The 21,868-nt window shown below is 64.9% G+C and carries 20 protein-coding genes and 4 pseudogenes; 9 read left to right on the forward strand and 15 right to left on the reverse strand.

The annotated features are described in order from the left end of the window. Positions 1–150 precede the first annotated feature (150 nt). Genes hpaB through WKC72_RS41120 form a run of 4 tightly spaced genes read left to right on the forward strand, consistent with a single transcriptional unit; the run spans position 151 to position 4,055 of the window. The gene (gene hpaB, locus WKC72_RS41105; protein ID WP_370185032.1) at positions 151–1,635 is read left to right on the forward strand and encodes a 4-hydroxyphenylacetate 3-monooxygenase, oxygenase component; all 1,485 of its coding nucleotides are present in this window, start codon (positions 151–153) and stop codon (positions 1,633–1,635) included. Beyond that, entirely contained in the window at positions 1,632–2,165 is a 534-nt protein-coding gene (locus WKC72_RS41110; RefSeq protein ID WP_370185034.1) for a flavin reductase family protein, read from the forward strand. Before hpaB ends, WKC72_RS41110 begins: the two co-directional genes overlap by 4 nt. 50 nt (positions 2,166–2,215) lie before the next feature. Beyond that, positions 2,216–3,178, forward strand: a complete 963-nt coding sequence (locus tag WKC72_RS41115) for a 3-carboxyethylcatechol 2,3-dioxygenase (RefSeq protein ID WP_370185036.1) — start codon at positions 2,216–2,218, stop codon at positions 3,176–3,178. A gap of 13 nt (positions 3,179–3,191) precedes the next feature. Further along, positions 3,192–4,055 (forward strand): alpha/beta fold hydrolase, encoded by an 864-nt coding sequence (locus tag WKC72_RS41120; RefSeq protein ID WP_370185038.1) that lies wholly within the window; start codon positions 3,192–3,194, stop codon positions 4,053–4,055. Between the two features lie 115 nt (positions 4,056–4,170). Here WKC72_RS41120 and WKC72_RS41125 read toward each other — a convergent pair whose 3' ends face one another. Both WKC72_RS41125 and WKC72_RS41130 read right to left on the reverse strand, forming a co-directional pair. Further along, positions 4,171–5,181, reverse strand: coding sequence for an Ldh family oxidoreductase (locus WKC72_RS41125; RefSeq protein WP_370185040.1), 1,011 nt, complete (start codon positions 5,179–5,181; stop codon positions 4,171–4,173). Continuing rightward, on the reverse strand, positions 5,171–6,172 hold the full coding sequence (locus WKC72_RS41130) for a hypothetical protein (RefSeq protein ID WP_370185042.1): 1,002 nt from the start codon (positions 6,170–6,172) through the stop codon (positions 5,171–5,173). The genes WKC72_RS41125 and WKC72_RS41130 overlap by 11 nt, the downstream gene beginning before the upstream one ends. A gap of 508 nt (positions 6,173–6,680) precedes the next feature. Here WKC72_RS41130 and WKC72_RS41135 point away from each other — a divergent pair. From WKC72_RS41135 to WKC72_RS41145, 3 genes are all read left to right on the forward strand, one after another. Continuing rightward, the gene (locus tag WKC72_RS41135; RefSeq protein WP_370185044.1) at positions 6,681–6,812 is read left to right on the forward strand and encodes a hypothetical protein; all 132 of its coding nucleotides are present in this window, start codon (positions 6,681–6,683) and stop codon (positions 6,810–6,812) included. A gap of 220 nt (positions 6,813–7,032) precedes the next feature. After that, on the forward strand, positions 7,033–7,512 hold the full coding sequence (locus WKC72_RS41140; RefSeq protein ID WP_370185550.1) for an FCD domain-containing protein: 480 nt from the start codon (positions 7,033–7,035) through the stop codon (positions 7,510–7,512). Positions 7,513–7,669: 157 nt separating this feature from the next. Then, on the forward strand, positions 7,670–7,954 hold the full coding sequence (locus tag WKC72_RS41145) for a hypothetical protein (RefSeq protein WP_370185551.1): 285 nt from the start codon (positions 7,670–7,672) through the stop codon (positions 7,952–7,954). Positions 7,955–8,019: 65 nt separating this feature from the next. Here WKC72_RS41145 and WKC72_RS41150 read toward each other — a convergent pair whose 3' ends face one another. The 4 genes and pseudogenes from WKC72_RS41150 to WKC72_RS41165 form a co-directional block, all read right to left on the reverse strand. After that, positions 8,020–8,427: a Rid family detoxifying hydrolase gene (locus tag WKC72_RS41150; protein WP_370185046.1), complete on the reverse strand. Its 408-nt coding sequence runs from the start codon at positions 8,425–8,427 to the stop codon at positions 8,020–8,022. 12 nt (positions 8,428–8,439) lie between these two features. Further along, positions 8,440–9,051, reverse strand: a complete 612-nt coding sequence (locus WKC72_RS41155; RefSeq protein WP_370185047.1) for an isochorismatase family protein — start codon at positions 9,049–9,051, stop codon at positions 8,440–8,442. 205 nt (positions 9,052–9,256) lie between these two features. Further along, positions 9,257–10,027 (reverse strand): GntR family transcriptional regulator, encoded by a 771-nt coding sequence (locus tag WKC72_RS41160; protein ID WP_370185048.1) that lies wholly within the window; start codon positions 10,025–10,027, stop codon positions 9,257–9,259. A 340-nt stretch (positions 10,028–10,367) separates the two neighbouring features. Continuing rightward, a pseudogene (locus tag WKC72_RS41165) lies at positions 10,368–10,592 on the reverse strand (hypothetical protein); the annotation flags it as partial. A gap of 725 nt (positions 10,593–11,317) precedes the next feature. On the opposite strand from WKC72_RS41165, the gene ltrA reads away from it, so the two are divergent. Then, entirely contained in the window at positions 11,318–12,691 is a 1,374-nt protein-coding gene (ltrA, locus tag WKC72_RS41170; RefSeq protein WP_370185554.1) for a group II intron reverse transcriptase/maturase, read from the forward strand. Between the two features lie 287 nt (positions 12,692–12,978). On the opposite strand, the pseudogene WKC72_RS41175 reads toward ltrA, so the two are convergent. From WKC72_RS41175 to WKC72_RS41185, 3 genes and pseudogenes are all read right to left on the reverse strand, one after another. Then, positions 12,979–14,377 (reverse strand): annotated as a pseudogene (locus tag WKC72_RS41175) (IS1380 family transposase). A 261-nt stretch (positions 14,378–14,638) separates the two neighbouring features. Then, a complete protein-coding gene (locus tag WKC72_RS41180) occupies positions 14,639–15,346 on the reverse strand; it encodes an RES family NAD+ phosphorylase (RefSeq protein ID WP_370185050.1) in 708 nt (235 codons plus the stop codon). After that, entirely contained in the window at positions 15,340–16,077 is a 738-nt protein-coding gene (locus tag WKC72_RS41185; protein ID WP_370185051.1) for a helix-turn-helix domain-containing protein, read from the reverse strand. Before WKC72_RS41185 ends, WKC72_RS41180 begins: the two co-directional genes overlap by 7 nt. A gap of 314 nt (positions 16,078–16,391) precedes the next feature. On the opposite strand from WKC72_RS41185, the gene WKC72_RS41190 reads away from it, so the two are divergent. Beyond that, on the forward strand, positions 16,392–16,568 hold the full coding sequence (locus tag WKC72_RS41190) for a hypothetical protein (RefSeq protein ID WP_370185053.1): 177 nt from the start codon (positions 16,392–16,394) through the stop codon (positions 16,566–16,568). Positions 16,569–16,603: 35 nt separating this feature from the next. On the opposite strand, the pseudogene WKC72_RS41195 reads toward WKC72_RS41190, so the two are convergent. From WKC72_RS41195 to WKC72_RS41220, 6 genes and pseudogenes are all read right to left on the reverse strand, one after another. Continuing rightward, positions 16,604–17,068 (reverse strand): annotated as a pseudogene (locus WKC72_RS41195) (IS21 family transposase); the annotation flags it as partial. Between the two features lie 190 nt (positions 17,069–17,258). Beyond that, on the reverse strand, positions 17,259–17,873 hold the full coding sequence (locus WKC72_RS41200; protein ID WP_370185055.1) for a hypothetical protein: 615 nt from the start codon (positions 17,871–17,873) through the stop codon (positions 17,259–17,261). A gap of 367 nt (positions 17,874–18,240) precedes the next feature. Continuing rightward, positions 18,241–18,708, reverse strand: coding sequence for a hypothetical protein (locus WKC72_RS41205; protein WP_370185057.1), 468 nt, complete (start codon positions 18,706–18,708; stop codon positions 18,241–18,243). Positions 18,709–19,217: 509 nt separating this feature from the next. Beyond that, positions 19,218–19,460 (reverse strand): integrase core domain-containing protein, encoded by a 243-nt coding sequence (locus tag WKC72_RS41210; RefSeq protein WP_370185059.1) that lies wholly within the window; start codon positions 19,458–19,460, stop codon positions 19,218–19,220. 512 nt (positions 19,461–19,972) lie between these two features. Continuing rightward, positions 19,973–20,907: pseudogene (locus WKC72_RS41215) on the reverse strand (IS3 family transposase); the annotation flags it as partial. Between the two features lie 222 nt (positions 20,908–21,129). Then, positions 21,130–21,297, reverse strand: a complete 168-nt coding sequence (locus WKC72_RS41220; protein WP_370185061.1) for a hypothetical protein — start codon at positions 21,295–21,297, stop codon at positions 21,130–21,132. Positions 21,298–21,868 lie beyond the last annotated feature (571 nt).

The following is a 21,868-nucleotide window of genomic DNA, read 5'->3' on the forward strand; positions in this document are numbered from 1 at the left end:
GCCGGTGTCCTGTTGTCGCAGTCGTGATGGCAGGGCACCGGTTCTGTCGTCTTGGGTAAGGGCATCTCCCGGTCAGTCCGAGAGTGAGAAGTATTCCCATGCGACTACTGACATGCTAGCATGGCAGTAGTCGATCGTTAGGAGTTGAACGTGTCTGTACGCACCGGTGCTGATTACATCGAAGGGCTCAGAAAGAGGCCGCGAGCCGCCTGGATCAAAGGCGAGCTCGTCGAAGACGTCACCACCCATCCGGCTTGGAAACGTCCCATCGAGCAGATTGCCCGCCTCTACGATATGCAGCACGACCCGGAGTACGCCCAGGTCCTGACCCGCCCAGGCCCGAACGGGCCGATCGGCACGGCGTTCGCTGTGCCCCGCACGCGCGACGATCTGATCGCCCGCCGTCAGGCATTCGAGCTCTGGTCGCGGGCCACTCTCGGACTGATGGGGCGATCGCCCGACTTCCTGAATACGACACTCATGGCCTTCGCCGACGAACCGGCGGTGTTCCGCCGGTTGGGTGACCGCTTCGCGGGCAACGTGCAGCGCTACTACGAGTACGTCCGCGATAACGACCTCTTTCTCACCCACGCGCTGATCGCCCCGCAGACCGATCGCTCACGCACGGCCGCCGATCAGTCCGAGCAGTTCCTGCACATGGGTGTGGTCTCCGAGTCCGCCGAAGGGCTCGTCGTCCGTGGCGCGCGCATGCTGGCAACGCTGGCGCCGATGGCCGACGAACTACTGGTTTACAACCACCCCGGACTCCGCGCCGGAGACGAGCGCCATGCCGCGGTGTTCGCGATCCCCATTGATACTCCCGGGCTCCGGCTCATCAGCCGCGAGCCCTACGACGACGGCTCACGTAATACGTTCGATCACCCGTTGTCCGCGCATTTCGAGGAAGCCGATTCGCTGGTCGTCTTCGATGACGTCCTGGTTCCGTGGGATCGCGTCTTCCTGCACGGCGATGTGGAACTGGCCAACGCGATGTACATCGAGACGAGCGTCCGGCAGCACACAGGTCATCAGACCGGCGTGCGTGGACTGGTGAAGATGCAGTTCGCCACCGGCGTCGCGATGAAACTTGCACAGTCGGTGAAGATCGACAGCTTTCTGCACGTCCAGCAGGCGCTGGGCGAGGCGGTGGCCGCGACCGAGATTTGCCGCGCTCTCATCATCGCTTCGGAAACCGATTGCGAGACGTCCTCGTCGGGAGCTGTCCGCCCCGCGTTCAACGCGCTGCAGACCTTGCGCATGCACCTGTCCGCGGCCTATCCGCAGGTGTCGGAGACCTTGCAGACGCTGGGCGCCGGTGGCCTGTTGATGATGCCCTCGGCCGCCGATTTTGCCTCGCCGATCGCCGCCGATGTGAACACCTACTTCCAGGGCGCCGCCGGATTGCCGGCGGTCGACCGGGTTCGCCTGTACAAGCTGGCATGGGATCTGTGTGGCGACGGGTTCGGACAGCGGACGCTGCAGTACGAGCGGTACTACGCCGGTGACCCGGTGCGGCTGCTCGCGATGAACTACCAGGCGTACGACAAATCGGAGTCATTCGAACTGGTTCAGCGGGCTCTTGAGCTCGCTGGTGACCCGGTTGAGGCGCTTGCCGCCGTGCAGGACCTGCAATGAGCTCGCACGACCGAGACCGGCAGGTGTCGCCCGACACACTCCGTAAGGTCGTCGGGCGTTTCACCACGGGTGTCACCGTGGTGACGGCACTCGACACGAACGGGGGGCCCGCCGGCTGCACTGTCAGTGCATTCGCCTCACTTTCACTGGACCCTCCGCTGGTGCTCGTGTGTATCGACTCGCGTCGGCCTATGCACACGAATCTGTTACGAAGCAACGGTTTCGCGGTCAATATCCTGGCGGCCGGACAGGAGGCGTTGGCGCTCGGATTCGCGAGACCGTCAGCCGACAAGTTCGCCGGGGTCGGGTATCGCCCCGGCCGGCACGGCGTTCCGCTGCTGCATGGTGCCGTCGCCCAGTTGGAATGCGATCTGGCAGGTACTTACGCCGGGGGCGATCACACGATCGTCCTCGGGCGGGTCGCGGTGGCACGGGAGGTACCAGGGGAGCCGCTGGTCTACGGCGAGGGTCGCTTTCTCGACTCCGTGCGGCGAACCTCGGACCGGGCGATGGCCACCGCGCCAGAGTGATTGATCCCCGCGCGTGGTCAACGCACCTACTCGTTTGAAAGGACTGATAAATGGCAGCGACGGCATTGGTGTGCACTTCTCACTCCCCGCTGATGAGTGTGCGCGAACCAGGGCCCGGAATCCGGGCGCGAGTCGAGGCAGAGTTCGCCCTGGTCCGGGATTTCATTACGGATTTCGCCCCCGACCTGGTTGTTCTGTTCGCGCCCGATCACTACAACGGCATCTTCTACGACATGATGCCGCCGTACTGCATTGGGAGTGAGGCGATCTCGGTCGGCGACTGGGGCACTGCGGCAGGGCCGTTGTCGGTGGATACGGCCATGGCGCGGCATCTCACCGAGGCAGTGCTTGCCGCCAACCTCGACATCGCACTGTCGATGCGACTATACGTCGATCACGGCTTCACCCAGCCGCTGGAACTGTTCTTCGGCGGAATCGACACCACCGCGGTGGTTCCGGTCTTCATCAATTCGGTGGCGGAACCGCTGGGCCCGCCGCGGCGGGCGAAACTGCTCGGGGCGGCCATTGGCAATGCCCTGCTCGACTCGGATCGGCGGGTTCTCTATCTCGCCTCGGGTGGCTTATCGCATGATCCGCCCGCACCGCGTATCGAATCGGCACCGCCGGAGGTGATGCACCGCCTATTGGGCGGTGGGCGCCGGCTCACGCCGGAGGAGAAGGCCGAGCGCGAACGCCGGGTCCTGTTGGCTGGCGAAAAGTTCGCGCTCGGCGAGAACAACCTGCAGCCACTCAACCCGGAATGGGATCGGCTGGTCCTCAACACGCTGAGCGCTGGCGACCTGCGGGCGATCGACACCTGGACCACCGAATGGTTCACCGTGGAAGGCGGCCACTCGGCGCACGAGACCCGAACCTGGATCGCCGCCTATGCGGCGCTGGCTGCGTCCGGGGAATACCTCGAGACTTCCCGCTTCTACGAACCGATTCCCGAATGGATCGCTGGCTTCGGGATCACTACCGCGCTGCCGACGGCATCGTTTCGACACTCCTGAAAGAGGGTACGCAATGAACCCCACCCCGATATCCGTGGCCTTGGCTGCCGTACCGCACCGGCTAGAATTCGTGGACGCAGGCCCGTGGCGTACCCGGGTACTGCGTGCCGGATCGGGCCCGGCCCTGTTGCTTCTGCACGGAACCGGCGGGCACCTCGAGGCCTACGCGCACAATATCGGTCCGCTCGCCGAACAGTTCAGCGTGGTCGCACTGGATTTCGCGGGGCACGGTTACACCAATCACGCCACCGAGGCCTTGGAGATACCGGCCTATATCGACCAGCTTGTCCGCCTGATGGACGAATTGGGAATCGGATCGGCGCATCTCAACGGTGAATCGCTCGGTGGCTGGGTCGCTGCGAAGTTCGCCGCCGCGCACCCCGACCGGGTGGGCCGGCTGGTACTAAACACACCGGGGGGCACGATGGCGAGGCCCGAAGTGATGGAGCGAATCCGGGAGCTGTCGCAGGCGGCGGCGGACGATCCGAGCCACGAACGCATCCGCGCACGCCTCGAATGGCTGATGGCCGATCCGGCCACGGTCACCGAGGAACTGATCGAGGTGCGCCGGACGATCTACTCCCGTCCTGGGTTCGCCGACTCGATGCGCAACATCCTGTGCCTGCAGGACCCCGAGGTGCGGCGCCGGAATCTGATCACCGACGAGGAACTTGCGGCAGTGCCGCACGGCGCCACGGTCGTCTGGACCTCCGATGACCCTTCCGGTCCTGCCTCCGCGGGCATGGTCATGGCGGACAAGATCGTCGGCGGTCGTTTCGAATTCATCGCCGATGCGGGGCACTGGCCGCAATGGGAGCAGGCGCAGAAGTTCAACGAACTCGTACTCACCCATCTCACCTCAATCCACGAGAGCTGAAAGCTGTTACCCGGGTGAACCCGTCCCGGGGAACAGTGATGCCGATATGAGCCCCGCACCCGAGAGATCCTCGGTGTGCGGGGCCCGGAGCGTTCACGCCCGCGGAGGGCACGGGTCAGGTCGGGTCGCCGGCGAGGTCTTTTAGCATCGCCCAGGCCGATCCATCGATCTCGACGTTGCCCTCTGCCACTGCGAAACTGCGACGCTGCGCGCTGACCTCACCGGGAATGCGAGCACCCTGGTCACGTAACTCCATGAGCAGCGCCTCAACCGCGGCCCCGGCATCCGCCTCGCCGACCAGAGCGGGCCGGTAGAGGAAGTACAGTGAGGCGAAGTCGGCAGGTTCGAGCAGTTCGGGCCCCCGCTTTGCTTCTCCAGTCCGGCCGATGACCCCGCCTGCCACCAGCAGTTCGAGCATGAGCGCGAGCCCGTACCCCCGATGCCCCCCGAACGGCAGGATACGGCCGCGGCCCGAGTCCGCGTCGAGTGCCGCGGCGGGATCTGTAGTAGGGGAGCCGGTACCGTCCACGGCAACGCCTTCCGGTAACGGCTTCTGTTCGTCGCGCAGCCGTCGTACCTGGTTGAACGGAATCGCGGACGTCGCCATATCGAGAACGATCGGTTCGGCATTCGGCAGGGGAACGGCGATTGCGAGGGGGTTTGTGCCGAGCGACGGTACCGGCGACCCAGGCGCCACCACGGTCAGCGGTGAGGTGTTGAGGGAGAACGCCACGAAACCCGCTCGCGCGGCTCGTTCGACGAGGTACCCAACCTGTCCGCTCACTCCGGCATTGGTCACTCCCACCAGACCCACGCCGGACTGCCGGGCCTTCTCGATGGCCAGGTCGATCGCGGTGCGGTGGACGAACAGGGAGAGATGGAAACCACCGTCCACCCGCGCCGATACTGACGTCTCCGTCAGCCGGGTGATCTCGCTGCGGCGGTCCGCGCCGGCCGCGTACTCGGCTAGGACGTTGCGTATCAGCCGGACACCGTGTGACCGATGGCCCCGCAGTTCGGCGTCGAGGATCATCTCGGCGCCGACCTCGGCCTCGTGCTGCGGAATCTGCGCCGTGACCAGGACCGACAGCATCAGGGATCGCAGCCGCGTGATCTCAATCTTCATGAATTTCACCTCGTAGTTTTCGGCCTGTGGCTTGGTCGGTATCAGATTCGGGAGTTGACGCCGGCACGGTGCTCGCGCCGAAGCGATCGATCCAGGCACGAGCGATATCGATGCGGCGGGCGATCCAGACGTCCGGCGCCTCCAGACAATGTTCAATAATCATCCGCAGCGCCCTGGCCCGGCCGGCTTGTCCGGCGAGCCGTGGGTGGAGTCCGACCGACAGCATCTTGGGGTGGCCGGCGAGGCCTTCGTGACGCAGTTCCTCCACCGCCGAGATGACGTGCTCGGCGAAAACCTTCGGGTTCTCCGACCCGAAGGGTGCGATCATCTTCGCGTCGTTGTAGGTCAGGGTGTACGGCGCAATCAGGTGCTCGGTTGCCGCAACATCCACGAAATAGGGTAGGTCGTCGTTGTAGGCGTCGGAGTCGTAGGTGTATCCGCCGTTCTCGACGAGCAGTCGCCGAGTATTGGTACTGGCCGTATAGCGGCAGTACCACCCGTCCGGCCGCCGCCCGGACGTCTGCTCGAACGAGGCGACAGCACGCTCGATATTCGCTCGTTCCTCGTCTTCGCTCATCACCCTTTCGATGGTGTCGTTGCATTCGGCATGGATATAGGCCAACCCGCCGGTCGAGCGGAGAACTTCCAGCACATTCTTCACCGTCGACGGGCCAGCCATGAACTTGCCGCGGTAGGTGGTGAAGAGTTTGACGGTATTGATCCCGCGTGCGGACAGGGCCCGCAACTCCTCGGCCGTGCCCGCGTCCCAATCCACCACACATCCGTGCAGAGCGACATTGCATCGGGAATCGGCGGCGAGGGCGATCCGTTCATCGACGGCTTCCGTCGGGGTTTGCCCAGGTGCCGGTATCGCGAAGTCAACCACGGTGGTGGTGCCACCGAAGAGCGCGGCAGTCGAGGCGCTCTCGTGAACGTCGCTCGTGCGGTGATTGCCGAAATGCGCATTTGATGTGGCAGTGCGGGTCGACACCGCCCGGCATAATCAGCTTGCCGGTCGCGTCCACGATGTGGCCGACTTCGAGTGAATCCCCACCCGGCGGCACGATATGGGATATGCGACCGCCGGTGAGGACGATGGTGGCGTCGAACTGGGACTCAGCGGTCACTGCGCGACCGTTCACCAGCGCGATATCTCCGGTAATCATCGTGAGGGTCCTTTCTATGGGGGGCGGTCGGAGAGCGGCGGCGCAGACAAGCGAGTGACCGAGGCGGGAACGGGATTTCGGCGCGACTGCGCGCCGTTCGTCCAGGAGGAGCATCTGTGCATGCGGAAAACGTTCTACCGGGCGGCCCCGGCCGGCCGCCTTCAACCGGATACGAGGATTGCCGGACAATCGGTTGTGAACCGAGAGTCGGATTCGGGTTGAACGCGCCTCAGCGGGTAACCGGTCGGCATGCCGGCGACCGGACAGCCCAGGGTGTTCTGGACATCGGCGACGGTGCCCACCGAGCCGAAGGCCAGTTCGAAGGTGCAAGGCATGCCGGTGGCTACTGAGCCCGACTTCTCCGACGACGTCTTCGACGTCTTAGGTGTCGTAGGCACGCTGGCCGGCACCGCGTGCCCCCGACTCGACACAGATCTTCGTCGTGACACCGCAGATGACCAGTGACCGGATACCCAGGCGACAGAAACGGCTCAAGACGAGGGACGTAGAACGCGCTCGGCCGGGTTTGTCGCTGACGATCTCGTCCGTCGGGGCGCCAACTCGTCCACGATTTCGATACCCGGAGTGCCTGTCACCGGTAGAGGAACCTTCTCGGCCCAAAGGGCGGCCGAAGGGGTTCTGCTGGTTGATGTTTCCGGGAACGAATGCGAAGCGCGTGAACACCATGGGAGCGCCCCTTGCCGTCCCGTGTCGGTGCGACGAGGGCGACCGTGCCGCGGATCGCGGTGGCGAACGGAGCCTGATTCCGCCATGCCAAGGAATCCTCTTCTTCAAGGAATCCCGTCTGCGTATCGACTCCATCGGGGCGGCACTGCTATCCGGCGCCGCAACCGGTTCGCTGAACTCGCCGTCGACCCAGGCCGCGGAGGTCTGTCGTCGATCTCGGCCGCTGATCGGCGGGAATTCGGCGCTCGTGCTCATGATGGCGACGATCCTCGCCGTGTCGCGCGGACGGATGCTCGCGCTGCGCAGCCCAGCGGAAATAGGCCGGGCACACGACGGGTACACCGCGATCCTCGGCTGTGTCGTACGCGGCGATGGTGACTCGGCGGCCGAGGCCATGCGCCGGCATCGCGAACATGTCGAAATGATGCTCGATCCGAGCGACCTCGCACACGAACACGACGGACAGGAACCGCGATGACTGTCGATTCGAGTCGTACCGCGTTGAGCCGCGACGTGGCCGCCCGGTTGGCCCGGGGTGCGGCCGAGGCTCTGGTCGGTGCGGACGCAGGCGCCCATCCTGTCAGAGCGGTTTTCGTAGACCCCGGCGCAAATATTCTCGGTAGTGACTGGAATCGATCGGGCAAACCGTTGAGTTCTCCGCTCACGCGGAAACGGCGGCTTTCCGGGTCGCGCCTATCAGGACCGACCACTCCGGGACCACCATGGTCCCCACCGCGAAGCCTTGCTGGATGTGTTCCGGACTGATCCGGCACTTCGGCATCGTCTGCGTTGTAGTAAGTGCTGTCAGCGGTATCCACGATCTGGAATGGTTCGGGCGGCACGACATGGACGTCCACCGGCTCGCAGACCCCAAGTGTGGCGACTATCGCCGGAAACTGCTGGCGGAAGGAGCCCGGTAGACCGCTCGACGGCGCAGGACGCTGGTCGCGACTGTCCAGCGTCGCGGGCCGCCGCGCCAGGGCGTTCACTTCGCCCCGATGGCGACGGCTTCGATCTCGATCTGCCAGTCGCCTCGCGCCAACGCCGCCACCTGTACGGCAGAGCGGCTGGGGAGCGCGGTATTGGAGAAGAACAGCCGATAGGCGGCGTTCATCTCGGCGAGCTGGGAGATATCGGTCATGAACACAGTTGTTTTGACAATATCGTCGACCGTCGCGCCGGCCGATTCGACAACTCCACGCAGATTCGCCAGGACTTGCTCGGTCTGTACGGCGATGTTCCCGGCTCGGGTCTCGCCGGTTGCGGGATCGATCGGCACCTGACCCGAAACGAAGATCATCTCGCCCACTTGCGTATACGGCGCCAGCGGCGGCCCCGAATCCGACGATTGCCCACCCATAACCGAAAGTCCCTCATCAAATTTCGTAGGCATGACCGGATCCGCCTATCCGAGATGCTTCAGGACGTCGCTCAGCGGAGTGACATCTCCGCTGCGGTTGTCGATATCGAGCAGATTGGCCGCGTGCGCGTAGCTGCTCCGATCGCCCACCGCCTCCAGTGGCACGATGACCCGGAAGTTGAGGTCGATCGCGCTCTCGCAAGTCGCCCGGATGCACCCGCTGGTCGAGCAGCCGGTGACGACAACGGTGTCTACGCCATCGGAGATTAGCTGGGACGTCAGGTTCGTGCCCACGAAGGCAGAGGCGCGCGGCTTCTCGATGAGTGTCTCATCGGGCTGCCGGCCGAGTTCCGGGATGAGTTCGACATCCGCAGTGCCGCGGACCATGGTTCGCGTGCCGGGGATCTTCTTCGCGAATACCTCTCCGAGTTCGCGCATGTCGGGGTCATAGGCCATGGTTGTGAAATACCGGGGCAGTTCCTTTCGTCGGAAAACCGCGAGTAGCTCGACGATGGAATCGGTGACGCCCGAGAGGTCGCTGCCGAAGGTTTTGTCCGGCCGAGTCCACGCGTTGGCCATATCGATCACGAGTAGCGCGGGTCGTTTGCCCCAACCCACCCTGCCGCCGAAGCCCGCCCGCCGGTATCGCTCGGTCAATTCGGCGTTCCCGTAAGCATGTTCCACGTTCGTTCCTTCCGGTTCACCGCGTCCAGTGAGATGAATTCTCGATTCGGAGCGGTTCGATAGGACTCGACCGTACGACACGAGGCGCTTACCGTCAAGAGTGCTAGCATGCCAGTTTTTCTGGCTGGGATTGCACGCCGGAACGGCGTGCGGTCGCGGGGTGATGCCCCCGGGGTATTTAGCGACCCTCGTCTCCGGGTAGTCCGGCGAGCATTGGAACGTTGCGCAGCAGATGGTGGCGCATGATAGTGCGCACGGCCGCATCGTCGCGCCGCCGGAATCCCTCGATGAGGTCGTTGTGATCGGCGTGTCGGTCGCACACCTCGTCGGCGAGCGCGCGGACACCGTCGAAGGTGGTGGTGATCAGCAGGTCGGACATATCCCACATGCGGCGACTCGTGCGCTGCACCACCGCCGAGCTGGACATCTCCAGAATCGCCTGATGGAATTCGCGGTTGTACTCCCGGTACGCCAATGCGCGCGCGTCGGCGTCGAGTACGAGGGCGGCGCCGATCCTGGCATTGATCTCCTCGAGCGCCTGAATCTGCGCCGCGGTGCCGCGGGTGGTGGCGATCGCGGCCGCCTCGGCTTCCAAGCTGGCGAACAGCAGGAAGAAGTCGGAGATCTCACGGGGCGTGAACACCGGGACCCGGCTACCCACTTGAGGAATGATCTCGACTAGATCGTCACTGGCCAGCCGGCGCAACGCTTCCATGATCGGCTGTTTGGAGACGCCGAACTCGCGTTTGAGTGCTTCCACCGGTATGGACTCGCCCGCGGCCCATTGGCCGTCGAGAAGTCGCTGCTTCAACAACTCGTAGACCTGCGCGCCGAGACGTTGAGCCCCCGCTGCGACGGGACTTATACTTCCTGCCTGCATAACGCAGTAGTCTAGCGTGTCGGCCGAATCGATCGTACAGGGAGAACCCGGAACGCGGACTGCTAGCATGTCAATTCCCGGCTTGTTGGCGGTTTATCGCAGCTCTCATAGATGTGCAGTAAACCCGCACAGTTGGCACGCTGCTGCAGCAGGTGAGCCGGGGTTGAGCTATACAGCGACATGCCAACCCGACTCGCCAGCCGGTGGCGACCTCGGCGACTGTAGGCCACAATTCGATCTGTTGCAGTACCGGCTGGGCACTCGATATGAGTGCCCAGCCGTGCTCGTGTCCGACACGATGAGTCGGCCACGGGCTGTGGAAACCGACGCCACACGCGCGTCGGGAATCCGAACACCGCCGACGACGCGCAACACTCAATCCGAAGCCGACCGGCCAGCACGACGCCGCGCCGGTGCGTTCGAGTCGGTCGGCGAAGTCCTGCATGTACTGGACGTGGGTGGAGATCTCCTCCGGGCTCCACTGGTCCATCGGCACGTCGTTGATCGGTGCCGGGGCGCCGCGGTAGTGCTTGAGCAGCAGGTACTTGGCCATGGTGTCTGTCCTCGGTGGCGGCGGCGGCCCATTGTGGTCGCGTTCGGTGCAGGGACGGAGCCGGTGCCGGATTCTCGACATCGCCGCCAAGGAATTTCTCGGGGTCTCGTATTCGATGCGGCCCAACACATAGAGCAACCCCGTCGAACCCCTCGATGTCATCGAGATCTGCACCTAGCCGCGATCTTTCGTGCGTCCAGTTGAACAGGAGGTCTTTATAGATCGGTTTGTTCGTAAGCTCGTCGTCGCTTGCCGGTGAAAGTCCGGTCCGGGTAGCTGCCAGGTGGCCCGGTAGCAGGCTGGCGGCTTCATCTGGAAACGGATGTGGTCGAAGCCCAGCGTCAGAAGCCCTGCAAGGGGGAGCGAAGATGCGGTCCGCAGCATAAAGCGAAGTCTGCGGCGTCGTTAGAGGTCTCTGCCCGTGAGGGTCGAGGTGAAGAGAGAGCCGAGCCGCCGAAATCACGGTGAAGGCCTATGGAAGGCACCGAAGACCTGGATGTGCAGGTGCTGAAGAACTCTCCGGCGTATGGGACGTGGAACGTATCGACAGTGACGACGGGAACTGGAGAGGCCCTCCCCAGCCCGATCATCTGCGAGATGTTCATGGTGGTGACATCGTGGACATGGTGATCGGAAGCGATGACGCTCTATAACCAGTGATCCTGGGAAATGAGTTGTCTGCTGGAAGGGAGTCGGAGGCGGCCATAGTACCGATTGAGCCTGCAGGACAACACAACCTGAGGTGAGGGAAGGGCCGCTACGTGTGTCGATGCGTGCTGATGTGAAGGAGGTGCCCGGTGAGTGTCATGAAAGTGGCTAGTCCCGCCGCGAGCGGATCAGTTCCGCTGGATTCGGTGCGTGCCTTTCAGCACACGCTCTACCGGACAGCCAAGGCAGATTCCGGTAGACGGTTTCACACGCTGGGGGACAAAATCGTGCGCAGCGATGTCCTCATGCGTGCATGGTTTCAGGTGCACCGCAATCAGGGTGCAGCTGGTATCGACCGCATCACTGTGGATCAGGTCAAGGAGTACGGGGTGACCCGACTACTCGATGAGCTGGCCGCCGAACTGCGCGAGGGCCGATATCGTCCGTTGCCGGCGCGTCGGGTGTTGATCCCGAAGCCCGGAACCGGAGAACAGCGCCCTCTATCTATTCCTGCAGTTCGTGACCGTATTGTGCAGGCCGCGACCAAGATCGTGCTCGAGCCGATCTTCGAGGCGGACATGCACGACTGCTCGTTCGGGTTCCGTCCCAAGAGGTCGGCGCACGACGGATTGCAGGTCCTCGTCGATGAAGCGTGGCGGGGGCGACGGTGGGTGGTGGAGACGGATATCGCCAATTGTTTCGAGGCGATTCCGCATGATCGGTTGATGAAGGCGATCGAGGAACGAGTCTGCGATCAGTCCGTGCTGAGGCTGCTGCGCGCAATGTTGCGTGCGGGAGTGATGAGCGACGGAGTGGTCCGCAAGGCGGTGACCGGAACGCCACAAGGTGGGGTCCTGTCTCCGATGTTGGCGAATGTCTATCTGCACCAGGTTGATCGGGTGTGGGATGTCCGCGAGCACGGGGTATTGGTTCGCTACGCCGACGACGTGGTGGTGATGTGCCGGACTCGGCGGCAGGCCGAGGATGCGCTTGAGCATCTTCGGATCCTGTTAGCGGAGTTGGGTTTGACGCCGAAGGCGAGCAAGACCAGGATTGTGCATCTCACCGAAGGCGGTGAGGGCCTTGATTTTCTGGGGTTTCACCATCGCTGGGTGCGCAGTCAGGGCCGTAGTGGCGCAAAGGGGATCGGGTTCCTCGCTCGGTGGCCATCGGACAAGGCGATGGCACATGCTCGGGATGTGATCCGTGAGTTGACGGTTCGGTCTCGGCTATTGCTGAGCGTGAGCACGATCGTGGGAACGGTGAATCGGTTCCTGCGTGGGCGGACGGGGTATTTCCGTTATGGGAACTCGTCTGTGAGGTTCGCGAAGATCAGGGACTACGCGTTGATGCGGCTGTCTGGTGTGATTGCAAAGCGGCACAAGCGAAGTCGTGCGTATGGTCGGTCGGTGGTGCACTTCCAATCCGACGACCAGCTCGGCCTGATCAGCCTTGAGGGAACTGTTTATGCCCCCAGGCCTTTTCGTGCTTGGCGGAGGAAACCGAATGTTGGCGGTGAACGACCTCGGTGAGCCGTGTGCGGGAGAACCGCACGCACGGTTCGACGGGCGGGGACTGGAAACGGAGCACCCTGGATATGGTGACGAAGAAGAACAGCCGGGTGGGAAACCCTTCGGCTACTGTGGCTTCGTGATCTAAATCTGGATGTTGCCACCGCGCCAGCCCCCGACCCTACGTCTCGCGGACTGGCCTGCGGATAGATGGCCGGAAGTGAGGTTCTTCGGGCATGGGCGTGCGAGGTCGCCGGCGCTGCGGTCGCCGGTTCTCCGTGGATGGTCGTTGGGTCGGTGAGGTGTGGTCAGGCGATGCGGAGCGTGGTCCACGCGGTATCGATGAGGCGGTTGTAGTGCCAGCCTCGGGGGAGTCGGAGTAGTCGCTTCCGGCCGTATGGGTGGTTTGTCCTGCGACGGCGAGGATCCGCAGGCGCAGGCGTTTGGGTTCCCAACGGCGGACAGGTTCGTGTTCGTCCCAGAACAGGGTTTGGGTCCATGCGAGTAGTTCGGCTGCAAGGGAGACGATTTCGAGCCAGATCTGGTTCTGCGCAAATCCGTGGAAGGGCAGGTTCCTCATGCCGGTGTCCTTGAGCCCACGGATGCGGTCTTCGGCCCGGGCGCGTTGCCGGTGTCGGATCTCGAGTGTCGCCAGGGTCCACCCGGGTCCGCGGGTGTTGGTGGCGAAGCACGTGTTCCGCCAGCCGTCGGAATCGGTCAACCGTAGTTGCGCACCGGGATGTGGCCGTTCACGACGGACGATGAGCCGCATCCCGGCGGGCCAGTCCTTCGGGCCGGGACGGGTGGCCCTTGGTCGGGGTCGGCATCCATACGGTCGGCTCGGCGACCTGGGCGCCGTCGCGGGCTTCGCCGTCCCTGTCCACCGCCGAGCGCCACGCCTGCACGGGAATCGCCTCGATCGCCGCCTTTCACGGTTTTGTGGGCGGGGAACCCGATCGAGTGCTCGAGCCCGGCGTCGGTGATGTGATGCAGGAACGCCTTCGAACATCCACCGGAGTCGGTGCGCACAAGCACCGGAGCCCGCTCTGCCGCGGGCAGTTGGTGCAGTGCACGGTCGAGTGCGGCGATGTGATCGTCGGTGCTCCACGGTGAGACTTTGCCGGGCCGCAGGTGAAGGATCAGCGGTTCCCCGGTGCCGCGTTCACCGTGGTCGACGAACACGCACATCGGCGAGAACCCGAGCGTCCGCTTGTGAGTGGGTTGCGCCAGTTCCTTGTCCGAGTGCGCGGTCGCCAATGTCGAGTCCAGGTCGACGATCACCTGGCCACCGTCCCGACTGCCGGCGATGCCGGCCAGTGGCCGGCGGCGTGCCCACACCGCTTCCCGTGCCGGGGCCTGGAAGTCCGGATCGTGGGCCGAACGGTGTCGACGTCGCCGGCGAGGGCGGTGACCAGCCGTGACACTGTCGCGTCGGAGGCGACGGGCCCGAACAGTTCGGGCTGGGCCCGCACCAGCGCCAGGTCAGCGGCGCAGTCACCACCGAGTGCAACTGCGGTCGCCAGATCGATCAGTACTTGCCCGGATCGTGGATCGATCGCGGTGGCCGCCACGGTTCCAACGCTGCGGACAGGCTCGGTCCAACCCCGCGACCCGGACGGACTCGCGCAGCAGCAGCGCTCCCGACGACGAGATCAGCGACTCGCGGCCGCGGTCGAGGATCAGACTCGGATAGAGGTTAGTCTTCACCTGCGGAGTGCCTCTCTGAGTGGCGGACCTTGACCTTCGACAAGCCAAGAATCCACTACCGGGCAGGCACTTCCGTGCGTTACACGCCGCCCTCACCCCGCGGAACACGAAATCCCGAGGCTAGGGGCACGACCTCCCGCCGCGGCGGGCAATCTGCGACGACCTCGATCTCGCGCCGCAATCGCGGCGGTCACGGAACTCGCCGAACCCGTAGACCTGCGTTCGCCATCGTGGCGGTGCTCCTGGTGGCGTCGTCGCCCGTTATTGGGGCGCGGCTGCGCGTTGGCAGTTGGGACAGTGGGATTCGTCGATGTGGGTGACGGCGATGTGGCGGGGGATCAGGGCGGCGAGGAGCCGCGGGTGGATGCGGGGGTGCGTCAGGGCGAGGTCCAACGGTTGCCCGGCACGGTCGTGGGCGACGGTGACCGCGTTCTCGCAGTCCCACAGCGCGAGGGCGTGGTCGTCGTTGTAGGCGGTGCGGTAGCGGATGCCGTCGACTTTCGTTGCGGCCGGTTGGTCTTCGTAGATCGCCCTCGCCCATTGTTGGGTGAGGGCGCGATGTTCGTGGCCGGCGGCGAGGGCGGGGAGCGCCCCGATCGCCATGGCCGTGCCGGGTGTGGTGAGGTCGTAGGTGACGATGTCGCGGACCGGGCGGACCTGGGTGACCCGCCAGTGCGGGCACAGGGCGGCGACTCCGGCCTCACCGAATACCTCGCAGGCGCTGGTGGCGAGGTCGACGGCCAGGTACAGCACCGCCCGACCGTCGGGGTCCATTGCTGGTGGGGTGGGGGTGTGGTGGTCGAAGCGGCCCAGCGGCCCGAAACGACGGAAGGTGATCCCGTTCGGGGTGAACTTGTCGTGGTGGTAGATCCGGAACCAGGGCGTAGTGGTGGGGTCGGTGGGTGTCCAGGTCCAGCGGTGATCCGCCGAGGGCAGGGGCCGGACCGGGGCGGGGAGGGGCTTTACCATCCGGCGGCGGTCAGGCCGGTCGCGACGGTGATGACGTGGTCGCTGTCGCGGGCCATTTCCTGGGCGGGGGTGCGGCTGGCGAATGTGGTGTTGGGGCGGGTCATCCACCGCGAGAGGCTGACTTCACCGCCGGGGAATGCGCGGGTGAGGCGGTCGAGGTCGGGCAGGACCGGGTCGGCCCGGTCGGGGGTGAACTGCCAGGTCGGGAACCGCCACTCCCGCCCGTCCTTGAGTCCGATGAGCCGCCCGTCGGCGGCCATGTCGGACACCGTCTGCCTGGAGACGCCGAGGATGTCCGCGATCTGGGTGCGGGTGAACGAGGCGGCGAGTTGCTCGCGCCGCTGATCGACCTGCAACTGCAGGTTCTCCTCCCCCAGCGTCGCGGTCCGCGCCGGGGTCGGTGCCGGTCCCCATTCGTCGTCGGGAACGCTCGCGAGGTGACGGCCGGGCACCGGCAAGGAATCGGTGGGGGTGTTCGGGGCGGACTGCTCTTCCCGCAGGATCTGCGCGGCGATCTCGAGTGCCTCGACCTTGGTCTGGACGATCCGGGCTGGTGACCGCGGTGTCGGGGTGGTGATGGTGAGTTCGGTGACCCGCGACCACGCGAGGGCGCCGCCGTCCTCGGCGACGGTCACCTTCCAGCCACCGGCGCGGTGGCGGCGACCGGCGAGGTGGCGTGGTGCCCGCACATATGGGGTGGTGTGCGGTGTGTGTCGACGTGTCCCGGGCATGGCGAACCTCCTTGACCTCATTGTACGGGTAATGCGGGATGCGCGGGAAGTGCGGCCAGGAGTGTGCGGAAGAGTGCCGCGCGTGCTGCCTGAAAGCCCGCACTACCGGAGGTGACGGCTGCGGTCATCTGGGTTCGTGGGCGGAGGAGGGTGGATTCCGTGGTGCGCCGGGCACGGTGGCGCGGTGACAACAGGGAGTGGAGTGCGGTACACACTGCCGTCTTCGCGGGGCTTGGGCTTCGTCGCCACCACTCACCATCCGGCGGGGTTTGCTCGGCCGACGCTCCAGGGGGTGGGATGCCACAATCGTTTCCATGCCCGAAACGCCGAAGGAGAACCGTGGCCCGATCGTGCCGGGGGCGCGGGTCCGGGTCCGGTCGGGCGGCGCGCGTTCGGCGTGGGTGTCCGGTGTGGTGGTGGACGACTACGCCGCCGAGGCGGGCGTGAGTGCCGGTCATGAGTGGGCGCCGGTGGGACGTCGCGACGGATGACGGCACTTTGGTTTTCGTCGACGATGGTGCCATCTAGGCTGTCCCACGACCCGGACGGTGGTGTCCCTGCGGCCGAAACCGCACCGCTCGGTGGCGAATCGGTGCAACGTCCGATACGGCACCACACAGCCCTGACGGGCCAGCAGCGTGTCGATCTTGGTGATCGTCAGCGGCGGATGGTTCCCGTCGCCGGCCACCCACGCGGTGATCTGGTCCTCGAACCCCAACAGCCGATCCCAGGCGGACCCGTGCCCGCTCGGTCGGGCCGGGCGCACCGCCTCGATCACCGCACCGATCAGCCCGTCGTCGAGCGCCTCGACCCCGTCGGTGCGCTGCAGCCCCGCGGCCTGGGCGGCCTCGACATACCGCCGGGCGGTCTTGCGGTCCACCCCGCAGTGCGCCGCGATCGTGCGCAGCCCCGGTGGCCGCGACCCGGGCACCCCGAGCCAGACCCGGAGCACTTCCTTGACTTCGTTCACGTTGACCTCCCGAAAAGCCATGCCCGTCCGCCTTCGTGACCGGGGAAACCGACACGACGATCAAACGAGCGATCCGGCGGGACTTCGGCGCGACGCGCCGGGTGGTCCCATGACTGGCAATCCGAGTGGTCCCATGAGGGTGGCAGAAATCAAGTCAGACCGGTCCCATGCTCATGGCAGGCGACAGGGGGTGCAGACCACGTACTCGAGACTATCTCGGTGGCTTGTCGAGTTGTTTCCAGTCGTGTGCCCAGCGCCGCAGTCGGTTTCGGTTGAACAGTGTGTGGGCGAGTGCGGTGGGGAGCAGGACGGCACCGGCGGCGAGTGCCCAAATCCCGAATGCGGCGGTCACCGCGACCATGGTGTTGTCCCGGGTGCTGGGGATGGGGCCGGTGAGGTTGCCGTCCGCGTCGACGCTGATGGTGACCGTCTGACCGGCCTTCGCAGGGTTATCGGTGGGCACTGCGGCGGTGCGGTCCCCGTGGGGTGTCGACCAGCGGGCTCGGGCGGTGTTCTCGGTGCCGACGGTGCGCGGCGAGTACGAGTACTCGGTGGTATCGGGTGCGGGATAGGTGTCCTCGAGCAGTACGGCCGATACCTGGTGCACGCTGGTGCGCAGTGCCTGGGTTTGGTGTTGCAGCCGGGTGTGGGTCGAGGTGCCGAATGCGGCAGCGAAGGGGATCAGCAGCAGTATCAGCATCGCGGTGAGTAGCACCAGAGTGGCCTCAACGCGGTCGCTGCGGTGCATGAGGTGGTTGCGGCTCCACGGCCGCAGACGCCACCACCGGATCGTTGTGGGCACCGGTGCCGACTGGCTCGGACGCATTGCTCACCCCCCCATCAGGACTTCGCTTCTCCTCCCGTCTTCGATTGTGCGCCGTACCTCACGGCGGTGTCGTCCGCGCTGTGGACTTTGGATTGCCGCCTGAAAATCTCTGATGCCGCGGGCGAGGGACGGACCTGGTGTCGTGCGCGGCGCAATGTGGGACCGGTAGTGATGGCAGATTGTGATGGACGCGCCGGAGCTCGCTCCACGCCGGTGCCGGCAGCAAGGGCAAAAATTGGTGCATGAGTGCCCCAGCGAAGAAACTCACGCAGGCTCAGCACACACGCGTCCCCGCCGGACGAGGAAAAGACGAACCGTGCTTGTCGTTCGGACTCCCCAGGGCCGGCGCCTGGCGTCGGGGGCGAAGTTAATCGTGATCGATGCCCATCCTGACCTCTGGTTCGACCTCGGATGCATCCCGCGCGGAGTCGCGGTCAAGCTGATCGGGCAATCGTGCGGCGGCATCAGCGGCGGCGCCGTCGCGGTCGCCGGTCGCTGCTTTCTTCAGGTGTCGAACGAGGCGCGAGTGACCGCCTACGAGTACGCCCACGTCGAGGCCTTCGATACCAGTACCGTCGATGCCCGCGGAAAAAGTCAGACCGTGGGGACCGACCATTCCAGGATCCGCGCCGAGGACAGCGCTATTGTCTTCGCGCACTGCCAGTGTCACGTCCAGGCATTCGGTGAGAGCATCATCGCCGCGACGGATACCGCCACTGTCCGGTTGGACGGGGCCGCTCATGTACGGGCAAGCGCCGGCGTGTGTGTCACCGGCCCGGCTGCGCCGGCGAATCTGACTATCGAACCGCATCCGATCAGTCGTCTCGCCGGTCATCTGAACCTCTGATCCGAACAACATCGAACGCAAGTGGATCGGTTGCGTGGAGGAATGAGGTCGCCGGGGGCGACGGTCACGGCGCGGAGGGCGCGCACTCGCCCTATTTGGGAGTCGTCGACGAACGCCTGCACGCCAAGCCGTCTCTTACCCGCCGTTCTGCGCTACGCGTTCGCGAGGCGTGACTGCGAACCGGGCGGGGAAAGGGAACAGATGCCCGTCTCCTCCTACCACGCGCTGGTACCGTTCGTGTTCGGGCAACTTCACCTTGTACGGTGCGTGAGTTTCCTCGTTAAATGCATCCAAGCGCTCGATAGCCGAGTCGGAGATGTGATTTGGATTGAGCTCAAGCTTGATGCCGCTCAGTGTCCTTTCACCGTCGGGAGCAATTGAAGCGGTGGTGAGGTCGAAGGTGTACCCGGACAATAGCTGGGATGCTGTGACACGTCCTTTGAGGATTGTGGCGAACTCGAGAGGGGCGTTCCCCCCGAGATGTGGACACCAAATTCTTATGCGGCGGTGGCCAGCATAGCCGATCGCCGTTCGAACTCGACCGGGCAGATTTGGCCCAGGCTCGAATGCCTCCTTCGCGTGTTGTAGCGAGTGATCCAGCGGAAGACTGCGGCGCGCGCCTCACCCGCACTGTTCCAGCGCTTCCGCCCCTGCAGCGTCTCCCGCTTCAGCGTCGCATTCAGCGACTCGGCGGCGGCGTTGTCTGCCGACGTCCCGACCGCACCCCGCGATGTCGTCACCCCCAACTCACGACACAGGTCGGCGAACTCGGCCGACGCATACTGAGCGCCGTTGTCCGAGTTAAGCGGAATTCGGTTTAACTCCGATTATGCCGAGGTGTTCGTTAAGCCGAGGAACTGTGAGTTCGTTTGTGCTGCTTAGGTGTTCTAAGTATTCTTCGGCTTAACGATTGGTTGTCTGGCTTACGTTTGTGTCGTGTCCATGCCCCTACGGGTAGGAGGCGGCGATGACCAGGATCGGTGCGTTCGTGTTGTCGAGTTGCGTCTTCTCGGCGCGAAAAGTGGTGATCACCAACACCGTCTAATATTCGCCACCATCGACGTGATTCGCGCTGCCGTCAACGCCGCACCTCAACACCCAGTGCCCCGCCAAACACCACCTCGCCGAGGGCACCCTGCAAACCCTCTGCAGCCTGTAATGAACCTGAACGTTAAGCCGAGGAATCCGACAGATACAGGCTGCTGACCTGGCCCAACCCGGAATTTCTCGACTTAACGAGAACCTCGGCATAATCGGAGTGGAAAATTGACCCCTCGAGACCGGCGGCGCCGCGACAGGCCGCCGCCGCCCGCAACGCATCGGTGACCAACTCGGTACGCATGTGATCGGCGATCGACCACCCCGCCAACCGTCGCGAGCCCAGGTCCAACACCGTCGCCAGATACAAGAACTCACCGTCACCGACCGGCAAATAGGTGATATCGCCGACGTACTTGGTGTTCGGGGCACTCGCGGTGAAATCCCGCCGAATCAGGTCCGGCACCGCGGCCGCATCCGGGGCGGGGACCGTGGTGCGCACCGGTTTGCGCAGATGCACCCCGACGATCCCGTTCTCACGCATCACCCGCTCGACCCGCTTGTGATTGACCTCGATCCCGGCATCGCGCAGTTCAGCGGTCACCCGCGGGGCACCGTAGGTGCCGTCGGAATCGGCATGGATGGCGCGGATCCGCTCGGCCAGCTCCTGATCGGAGTGGGCGCGGGCGGCCCTCGCTGGCGCGGAGGCCCGCCACCGGTAGAAACCCGAGCGGGAGACCTCGAGGATTTGGCACAGCCACTTCACCGGGAAGGTGTCGCAGTGGTCGTCAACGAATTGGAAGTGGCTGCTCACCAAGACGTCTCGCCCGCGAAATACTTTGCTGCCCTCCGCAGGATCTCCCGCTCGGTTTCGAGCTTCCGGATTTGGGCCTTGAGCTGCCTGTTCTCTTCCTCCAACACGGACTCGGACGATACCGCGCCCGGCGATGCCGCCCGCTCCGCCCCGCCGGACCGGAGCTCGGCCGTGGAGGTACCGGTGCGTTTGCGTTCGGCCCGCACCCAGTTGCGCAGGGTTTCGCGGCTGACTCCCAGGTCGTTGCCGATGCCCTCGAACGTGTGGCTCGGATCGGACAGGTACAACGCGACGGCATCGGCCTTGAACTCCGCCGAGTACGCCTTCATGACCATCAGTGACATCTCTTCCTCTGGACCTTCACGATCCAGTGTTCACGATGTCCTCACTCAGGGGGGAACGCCCGCGCATCGGTCGGCCCGTGCCGGCCGGCTGCGGGGGATGACAGCGCCGGCGGGCTTGGATGGAGGGTTTCGCCCCCGCAAGCGGGAGGGACCCCCAACTCCGTCGTACTTGCCGGCATAGAGATCGAGGACGACGGCTGTCTTGGTCTCGAACTACGGATCCCGGACAAAGATCCACGACTGGTACCGCCAGGGTTTGAGGACGTCCTGTGCGAGCCAGCGTCGGACCGTCGTGACCGAGGCGCTGATGCCGTTGATCCACAACTGCCGGGACAACTCCGGGGTGCTCCACCGCGACAGAGGCAGCTCACCGGAGAACAACTTGGATCACTCACCGCACATACACCACACCGGCCACAGCAATCCTCGAGGCAACGATACGCCGGCCGCCACGAAGGTCATGACGATCGGGCATCATCACACACACATGCCGACGCCACCGGAATCGACGAAAGAGCTCGCTGCGCTGGAAGCTGGATCGGGCCCGGACCAGGTGGCCGCAACTGGCCACGATCAACACCCGATTCCGCAGCAACTTCGCCTACGTCGACGGCGTGCTGACCGACGGGACGGTGATTCCGATGCGACTGCGTACAGCGGATCCGCCAGTGTGGGGATTCGCGATCTACCTCGCCAGCACCGGCAAGTACCAGGACTCGATCCTGCCCAAAACAGGTGATGCGCCGCCGCCGCGCGCTCGGCTTCTCCGAATCGATGCTTCGCGACCAGCCGGGCCTACTCGGTGCTGATTCGGGCCGCGGCGGGCCGGCGGCCGCAGATCTTCGGCGACTGGAACCGTCTCGATCCGTGGCGCCAGCCGATAGCGGCAGTTCTCGCAGGTGACGAGACGTTTCGCGCTTTTCGAGTCGGGGGTGGAGAACCCTTCGGCATG

The sequence above is a fragment of the Rhodococcus wratislaviensis genome (genome assembly GCF_041228765.1).
Taxonomy (GTDB): Bacteria; Actinomycetota; Actinomycetes; order Mycobacteriales; family Mycobacteriaceae; genus Rhodococcus_F; species Rhodococcus_F wratislaviensis.

Coding starts and splice junctions, on each gene's coding strand:
- WKC72_RS41135 (WP_370185044.1), top strand. CDS start 6,681: ATGCCGGTGGCTACTGAGCCCGACTTCTCCGACGACGTCTTCGACGTC.
- WKC72_RS41150 (WP_370185046.1), bottom strand. CDS start 8,427: ATGCCTACGAAATTTGATGAGGGACTTTCGGTTATGGGTGGGCAATCG.
- WKC72_RS41120 (WP_370185038.1), top strand. CDS start 3,192: ATGAACCCCACCCCGATATCCGTGGCCTTGGCTGCCGTACCGCACCGG.
- ltrA (WP_370185554.1), top strand. CDS start 11,318: ATGAAAGTGGCTAGTCCCGCCGCGAGCGGATCAGTTCCGCTGGATTCG.
- WKC72_RS41200 (WP_370185055.1), bottom strand. CDS start 17,873: ATGCGTCCGAGCCAGTCGGCACCGGTGCCCACAACGATCCGGTGGTGG.
- WKC72_RS41205 (WP_370185057.1), bottom strand. CDS start 18,708: ATGACCGGCGAGACGACTGATCGGATGCGGTTCGATAGTCAGATTCGC.
- WKC72_RS41160 (WP_370185048.1), bottom strand. CDS start 10,027: ATGCTAGCAGTCCGCGTTCCGGGTTCTCCCTGTACGATCGATTCGGCC.
- WKC72_RS41140 (WP_370185550.1), top strand. CDS start 7,033: ATGGGAGCGCCCCTTGCCGTCCCGTGTCGGTGCGACGAGGGCGACCGT.
- WKC72_RS41125 (WP_370185040.1), bottom strand. CDS start 5,181: ATGAAGATTGAGATCACGCGGCTGCGATCCCTGATGCTGTCGGTCCTG.
- WKC72_RS41185 (WP_370185051.1), bottom strand. CDS start 16,077: ATGCCCGGGACACGTCGACACACACCGCACACCACCCCATATGTGCGG.
- WKC72_RS41115 (WP_370185036.1), top strand. CDS start 2,216: ATGGCAGCGACGGCATTGGTGTGCACTTCTCACTCCCCGCTGATGAGT.
- WKC72_RS41110 (WP_370185034.1), top strand. CDS start 1,632: ATGAGCTCGCACGACCGAGACCGGCAGGTGTCGCCCGACACACTCCGT.
- WKC72_RS41180 (WP_370185050.1), bottom strand. CDS start 15,346: ATGGTAAAGCCCCTCCCCGCCCCGGTCCGGCCCCTGCCCTCGGCGGAT.
- WKC72_RS41190 (WP_370185053.1), top strand. CDS start 16,392: ATGCCCGAAACGCCGAAGGAGAACCGTGGCCCGATCGTGCCGGGGGCG.